The following is a 7,568-nucleotide window of genomic DNA, read 5'->3' on the forward strand; positions in this document are numbered from 1 at the left end:
CCGCGCAGCGGTTCCCCACCGCCGCGGAGTTCGCCGACGCGCTCTCCAGCGTGGTCGCGGAAGAGGGCACCGTCCTGCACGTGGCCGCCGCCGCGCCGCCGCCCGACGTGACCTCCACGATCCGGGTGGAGCACGCCGCGCCCCCGGTGGTCGTTCCAGTGGAGATGGACGACGAGCCAGGAACCGTCGCGGTGGATGCGGAGGACGAGCCCGCGATGGTGTCCGCCGAGGCGCCGGCGGCCGCCGGCCCCCGCAAGCCCATCCCGCGCGTCTTCTGGCTGGTGCCGCTGCTCCTGCTGGGGCTGGTCGCACTCGCCAAGGGCACGCACCGCAAGGCCGCGGAGCCCGTGGCTGCGGTCCCGCCGGCCGCGGACACCCTCGACGCGGACTCCGCCCAGCTCGCGCGTCTCGACGACCAGTTCCTGCGGCTCCAGGGCTCCGTCGACACCACTCCGCCGCCTTCGGGCGCATCTCCCTCCGCAGTGCCCACAACGGTTTCCGGCGTGGCGGCGCCGCCGTCGAGCTTCGATCCGGAGCGCGAGGCGGACGTGGTGCGCGGGGTGCTGCGCGACCTCAACGAGTCGTTCGTGGCGGGCGACCTGGAGCGCCACATGGCCCACTACGCGGACCGCGTCGATTTCTATCTACAGAACGGGTACGCCAAGGATGCCATCCGCCGCGACCGCGCCGCCGCGATGGCCCTGTACGACGAAGAGAAGAAGATGACGCTCCGACACGAGGACGTGAGTTTCCCGCAGCCCGGCGTGGCCCGCGTGCTGGTGGACCGTGCCTGGGAGCTGGAGGGCAAGCACGCGCGGTGGACCGGCAGCGAGCGGCAGGCGTTCGTGCTGGAGCTGCGCGGCGGAAGCTGGCTCATCGTCTCCGAGAACGACCAGAAGATCTTCCGCTCCCGCAAGACGACCTTCTGACGTCCACCCGCGCCCGACGCGGCCTGTCATCGCCCAACGATGTTGCAGATGCAGGAACGAGAGCCACCGCGGACCGCGGAAGCTCTCGTTTCGTCGTGTGGATCGGGTGGAAAGATGCGGGGGCGGAATTCGCGCAAGTCGAATCGGATTTGCATTTTAGGCGGATCGGATGCGATGAATCGCACCCCTACGCGTCGGACGGTGGAACGGGCTTCCGGAGATGTAGGACGAGGTGGTGCAGTCCGGCAGTGAGCTAGATGGGGAACTGGGCGCGGTGGTGGTCGAGGTGGACGGCGCAGAAGCGGAGCACCTTCACCGGGCCTACCGCGCCGAAGTACGGGTGGGTGAGGCGGCCACCGCCGGTGCGGCGGGCCCGGCCCAGCTCGCGCTCGAAGCGGTCGGCCAGCGCGCGGATGCGGACGAGCGCCGCCGCGCGGTCCGGCGAGCCCGCGGAGGGGCGCACCTCGCGCGGGGCGGGCGCGCGCACGGGGAAGCTGCGGTGGAAGAGGATGTGGGGCAGCACGATCCAGCGCAGAAGCGTCTGGCGCCAGGCGGGCACGCGCGTCGCCAGCGGCGTGCCCTCGTTCAACTCCCTGAGCAGCGCCTCGTACGCCAGCGTGAGGTGCTCCACGATCTGCGCGGGCGTCCACTTGCCGGGCGCGCGGGGCTGCATCCACGCATCGGCGCGCACGTGCTCGGCCGCGTCTACGAAGGCGGCCATGGCCACGCGGTGATCGTCGAGCGCGGCGTCCCACTTGCTGTCGGTGCGGCTGGCGGCAGCTGCCATGGGGGACCTCCGGGGGGTTGGAGGGGAGACCTGCGGGGGGATGCGGACCTGCGGGCGGGGACTAGCGGGCGTGGCGGCGGAGCCACTCCATCACGATGGGAACGGGCTCGCCCAGCTTCCAGCCGGCGCGGGCCCATCGCTGCATGCGCTCCTCGAACTCCGCCGCCGTGGCCGTGCCCTCGATGCCGGCGGCGGTCGCCTGCCCCGCCGGCCACTCGCGGAACGCGATCGTCCCGTCCGCATCGGGCGGCGACAGCTCAATCACGACCGTGTCACCCGTGGACGGGTCGGTGGCGTGGAAGCCGAGCGTGCGACGCTCGCTCACCGCGGGGCGTCCACCGGCACGACGGCGGCGTAGGCCGGGTCGCGCAGGAACACCGCCGAGCGGTCCGGCCCCCGGTCCACCGGCGCCAGGCCGTCGACGACCATCGCCGCGAAGAGCAGCGCCAGGTACAGCAGCGAGTTGCGGTACAGCGTCCACGCGGGCTGCGTCAGCTTCTCGGCGCGCATCAGCCGCACCACGTCGCGGATGAGCCAGAGCCCCAGCGCCGCGGCGAGGATGCCGTACACCGGGCCCAATCCACCGTACGTGACCGGCGCCAGCGTCACGCCGAGCAGAACGACGGCGTGGAAGAGCATCTGCCGCATCGTCTCGCGCTCGCCCCACACGTTGGGGGCCATGGGCACGCCCACGCGGCCGTAGTCCTTCTGCTTGACCAGCGCCAGCGCCCAGAAGTGCGGCGGGGTCCAGAAGAAGACCATCAGGAAGAGGTACACCGCGGTGAGCGACAGCCCGCCCGTGGCCGCCGCCCAGCCCACCAGCGGCGGGAACGCGCCCGCCGCGCCGCCGATCACGATGTTCTGCGGCGACGTGCGCTTGAGCCAGCGGGTGTAGATGAAGACGTAGTAGAGCAGCCCCGCCAGCGCCAGCCACGCGCTGAGCAGGTTCACCTTGAGCGCGAACAGGGCGAACGCCGCCGCGCCCAGCGTGACGCCGAACGCCAGCACGTGCCCCGGCGACATGCGGCCGCTGGGGATGGGGCGCAGCTTGGTGCGCGGCATGTGCGCGTCGATGTCGCGATCGATGAACATGTTGATCGCGTTCGCGCCGCCGGCCATGAGGTAGCCGCCCAGCACCGTCCACAGCACCAGCCACCCGCTCGGCCACGCCCGCAGCGCGACGACCATGGGCGCCACGGTGGTCACCAGCAGCAGCGAGATGATGCGCGGCTTGGTGAGCGTGACGTAGTCCGCCAGCTGCTGGCGCACGCGGCCGCGCGGCGTGGCGGCGGCGGCCATGCCGGCGCGCTGCGTGCCGGTGGTCATCCGGGACTCGGGCGTGTGCTCGGCCACGGGGGCCACGGGCACCACGCCCGGCCGGAACGATGCGGTGTTCTCTGCCATTGGCTTGCGCTTGGGTGCGTGCCCGTCCGAAGGCGGAAGGCGCCCGGACGACCGCGCCAAATATACACCTGCGCTGTGCGGGCGCCACCCCGCGGCGGCGCACCGGCGGGCTCGTCCCGACCGGTGTGTGGTGGATCTCCCCACAGCCCGCTCCGCGCATGGAAGCCGAAACGCCGCATACGCTTGCACGCGGGCGCGGCGCCGGGGTATCCTTCAGCCGCCGCGCGGCCGGTCCGCCGCGCATCTCCCGTCCCGTGTCCCGGCTCCGATGCCCGCTGCTCAGTCCAAGCCTTCCGCGCTCGCCCGCTATGCGTGGGGCGTGCTCGCCTACAACGTGGCCGTGGTGCTGTGGGGCGCGTACGTGCGCGCGACCGGCGCCGGCGCGGGCTGCGGGCGCCACTGGCCCAGGTGCAACGGCCGCGTGGTCCCGCTGCTGCGCGAGACGAAGGAGCTGGTGGAGTTCACCCACCGCGTCTCCAGCGGCTTCGCGCTGCTGCTGGTGGTCGGCCTGCTCGCGTGGACGCTGCGCGCGGCTCCCCGCGGGCACCTGGCGCGGCGCGCGGCCGTCGTCTCGATGGTGCTGATGGTGATGGAGGCGCTGCTGGGCGCCGGCCTCGTCCTCCTGCGCCTGGTCGCGGGCGACAAGTCGTCGCTGCGGGCGTTCAGCATGGCCGCGCATCTCACGAACACCTTCCTGCTGCTGGCCGCGATCACGCTCACGGCCTGGTTCCTCTCCACCGGCGCGCGGGTGCGGACGCGCGGGCGGGGCGCCGTGCTGTGGCCGCTTGGCATCGCCCTGGCCGCAACGCTGTTCGTGGCCGTCAGCGGCGCGGTGACGGCGCTGGGCGACACGCTCTTCCCCGCGACGTCGCTCACCGCCGGGCTGCGGGCGGACATGTCGGCCACGGCGCACTTCCTCGTCCGCCTGCGCGTGGTGCACCCGGCCCTCGCCATCGCCACCTCGCTCTACGTCGTGTTCGCGGGCTGGCTGGTCCGCCGCACCCGTCCGTCGGCCCTGACCGCGCGTCTGTCGAAGGCCCTCGCCGGGCTGTTCGTCGCCCAGCTGCTCGTCGGCGCGGTGAACGTGATCCTCCTCGCCCCGCTGGCGATGCAGATCGTACATCTGCTGATGGCCGACGTCGTCTGGATCGTCCTCGTCGTCACCACCGCCGCCGCACTGGCGGATGATGCGGTACTCAACCGACCGCTCGGCCGAGATTTCGTGCCGGGGGACATCTGAGTTCAGAACTGAGGCTAGAACTCAGCCAGGGGCTATGAACGTCGTGTGTTCTGACAGCGTGCGGTAGCATTGGAACTCACTTTGTGTCGGATTGCCTGACATCGTGAAATCAGGCTCCGTGCTCAACGCCAACTCCGCTAGGATCTGCAGTTAAAGCATTTATCGCGTGCCTTGCATCCTCTGGCAATTTGACCAGGTACTCTCGGAACTTCTCCATTTCGGACGTGTGAGGCAGTTTATCTTGCGCGGCTGCGAACAGGATTTCTGCGGCCAAAACCGGATGTTGCTGCCCGTGATCTATCTCTAGCAGTATCTCTGTGAGCCGCGAGGTCACTTCCGTTCCTCGAACCTCTAGCCGGCGGATGCCGCGTAAAAGCGCTGCAGCAATAACGGGGTCTGTGAACCGCTCCAGCGCTTGGTGGAGTGGGATTATATACTGCATCGACCAACGCTCAATCGACGCCCCCCACTCGTTCCGCATCGTCTGGAGCAGCGCTGCACTTGCGACGTACGCTGCCACATCCGAGATGTTGCCCAAGTATGAACCCGGTGACGTATGCGTGCCCGTTAGCCAGGTCGCGGGTGTTTCGTTCTGTTCAGCGCCCAAATAAATCGCACTCTCCAGGCCGATTCTCTCGGTCAACCTCGCTATCCGAGAATCCAAGTACGAGCGCGCGGACGGCGGAGCTTTAGGTTGAGCGTTCTCGAGTATTCGGAGTTCGGTACACCAAGGGCAGTCATCCCGCGACCCGTACCCACGATCTGGAAGGTTGATCTCCCATGCAGCAAAGAGACAGCGTTGCCGCCCAATAAAGAAACGGTCGGACAACCCCTTCCAGGTCTCAGGAGAAGCGGGCCTAGCGACGAGGACAAAAGCACGAAAGGCAAAATTGAGATCTTGAACCTGCGTCTTGATTCCTTGGACGATCTCCAATGCCGCTCGCATTGTCCGGGCAGTGATGATTGAGTCATCACATATAAGGATGCTATGTGCCTCAGCAATCCGCTTGCGAGTCGCCTCAGGCATAACGCCGCCAATTGGAAGATGCAATGCTCCTGTCGTTCCCTCCTCTTTTAACCACTCGCAAATCAAACCCGAATCCGCGTGCTCTGGAACAAGCACAAGATCGGGAACAAATCCGACGTGGCACCTCGCCAAACCAATCGTAGCCTTTGCCCGGAATACACGGCTCGTAAGTAAGCGGCTGGTGTCGATGAAGATAGATAGGTGACCGTGACGATCCGGTCTGTCAACGTGAAGCCGAAATGCTCCTTGCCGATCCAAATCAGCTATCACAGGGACATGCTCCTCCATCGTAGTAGGTTTCGGAAGATCCAAGACTTTGCTCCCAACCCAAGTGGTAAATCGACGCTGATCGATCTCAATTGGCTTAGAGTTCGATCCAGAGCACAGTTCGCAGTGAACCGCGTCTGCGAAGTGTTTGCCTGGAACGTATGCCAATGCTCGCTCGTCGCGCGTCCCACCAACTTGGCAGAGGATGGTTGTGATGAGTTCCGGTGCGTCCAAGAACCGACTTACCTCCTCTTGCAAACGCCGCACGTACCCCCCAGAAGCCGTGACGCTGACCAATGAGATTAGAGGCGCAGCATGTTCTCGGGCCCAAGGTATGATATCACTTAGACGTTCCTCAATTTCTTCATTTGAGATGCCATACATCGGCAGCAAATGCCATCTCAATTCACAAGACGGGCTGAGTGTGATAGCCCGAAACCGGAGTTCTTGGATCAACGGTAAAAGTGAAAAAGTATCCGCGATTAATACGCAGGACGTGGACAGAAAACCTAGACACCAGTCTGATAGGCGAGTGATGTTGACTGGCTCAACAAATAGATCCCCAAAACGGACGAATTTGTCAGCATGTTGCCCTGATGGAACAACGAAATGGTAGTTTCGATCGGACCAAATCGCATCTGACCATACGAGAAGGGCTAACACCTCCGCCTCGCGGATGAGTGCCAGATCTGGAGTAGCGACCTTGGATTCGACCTCAGGAGTATAGACAGGTAACAACTCGATGCGATCGGATACGACAAGCTCGAAAACCGATGACTGAGGGAAGAACTCGCTCAGGTCTGTAATACCGGTTCCAACAAGAATTTCTTCACGGATAAATGGTGAGATTCCACGCAGAACCACCACAGGCGGAGGTGGGGGTATCTCTAGAGCAAGTAAGCGATCCCGCAAACTGGAAGGACCAAGCTCTCCATGAACATCATAGATCAGCATGTCCACAGGCGCGTCAGTCCACTGGTGAATACGAAACCCGGTCCCGATTCCCCCAAAGCGCGCGTAAGTAATTGTATGCGGCATCTCTCACTCCCCGGAAAGAACAGGCACAAGCAAGCGCACCATAGTTCCAGAAAAGCAAGAACTGGGAGATGGGGGAACCGCTGGAAGGAGTAAGTCCGCGCGCGCAACGATTTCATCTACCCGAAACCATCGGTAAACGCGGAGACGCCCGGTTCGAATCTCAGCGTAGGCATGAAGCTGCTTCAGCGCGCTCATCAAACCAGCCAATCCGACACCCGGTTCGTACCCGATACGGGAGGTCTTCTGAGCGAAGTACTTGCTCGTCGAATGCCTCTCGAATGCAGCCTTCACCTGAAACCACTCTCTAACTATATGGCCGGTAAATAGATCGTCTTCTCCATACGCTTGCTGTCGGGACCGATAATAATGCCGGGCTATTCCTGGTCCGAAGTCATGGATTAAGAACTCAAGGTGCATACCATCAAAACCGGGCGTGGTCTTTTTTAGTTCCGACAGATACTCGTGAACGCTCGCAGTCTGCGGCTGTATAGATGAAATAAGCTGAAGAGCAATTCCTCGCAAATCCACCCCCTCATCGTCCGGTCTACCATAGTCGCGGGCATTCTGAAGCGGCTGAAACAAAAGATTGTTCAATTGCAGTCGGCGAACACCGTTGATCAAACCACCAGCACCTGCCCGATGAAGCAGGACCGACACGTTGTCGTGGAATTGCGGGCCTAAGTTCGACAGAAACAGTTCATCCGTCGGTAACCACGCTACCTTTTCTTCCATCACAGTTGAAATTATCGGCTTGCGCGAAGCCGATGTACAAGCTGCATACTCCATCAAAGGATAACGCGCCAAATCGAGATTCTCGGCGAGCTCTGGTCGCGCAATGGATGTACGCAGCAACGCCCCGATCAGCACCTGTTGAAT

The 7,568-nt window shown here is 64.3% G+C and carries 7 protein-coding genes; 2 read left to right on the forward strand and 5 right to left on the reverse strand.

Going from position 1 to position 7,568, the window contains the following annotated elements; genetic code table 11:
• Positions 1-929, forward strand: a 929-nt coding sequence (locus VFE05_05290; protein HET6229474.1) for a hypothetical protein, incomplete at its 5' end; no start/stop codon positions are given.
• Between the two features lie 253 nt (positions 930-1,182).
• Here VFE05_05290 and VFE05_05295 read toward each other — a convergent pair.
• From VFE05_05295 to VFE05_05305, 3 genes are all read right to left on the reverse strand, one after another.
• On the reverse strand, positions 1,183-1,716 hold the full coding sequence (locus tag VFE05_05295; GenBank protein ID HET6229475.1) for a DinB family protein: 534 nt from the start codon (positions 1,714-1,716) through the stop codon (positions 1,183-1,185).
• A gap of 61 nt (positions 1,717-1,777) precedes the next feature.
• Positions 1,778-2,041: a hypothetical protein gene (locus VFE05_05300; protein ID HET6229476.1), complete on the reverse strand. Its 264-nt coding sequence runs from the start codon at positions 2,039-2,041 to the stop codon at positions 1,778-1,780.
• Positions 2,038-3,120 (reverse strand): heme o synthase, encoded by a 1,083-nt coding sequence (locus tag VFE05_05305; GenBank protein ID HET6229477.1) that lies wholly within the window; start codon positions 3,118-3,120, stop codon positions 2,038-2,040. Before VFE05_05305 ends, VFE05_05300 begins: the two co-directional genes overlap by 4 nt.
• A 268-nt stretch (positions 3,121-3,388) precedes the next feature.
• On the opposite strand from VFE05_05305, the gene VFE05_05310 reads away from it, so the two are divergent.
• Positions 3,389-4,360 (forward strand): COX15/CtaA family protein, encoded by a 972-nt coding sequence (locus tag VFE05_05310; GenBank protein HET6229478.1) that lies wholly within the window; start codon positions 3,389-3,391, stop codon positions 4,358-4,360.
• Positions 4,361-4,469: 109 nt separating this feature from the next.
• Here the strand turns inward: VFE05_05310 and VFE05_05315 are convergent, their stop codons facing one another.
• Positions 4,470-6,692, reverse strand: a complete 2,223-nt coding sequence (locus tag VFE05_05315; protein HET6229479.1) for a hypothetical protein — start codon at positions 6,690-6,692, stop codon at positions 4,470-4,472.
• 3 nt (positions 6,693-6,695) lie between these two features.
• Positions 6,696-7,568 (reverse strand): hypothetical protein (locus VFE05_05320; GenBank protein HET6229480.1); only part of this gene is annotated, 873 nt, incomplete at its 5' end.

The sequence above is a fragment of the Longimicrobiaceae bacterium genome (genome assembly GCA_035696245.1).
GTDB lineage: Bacteria > Gemmatimonadota > Gemmatimonadetes > Longimicrobiales > Longimicrobiaceae > DASRQW01.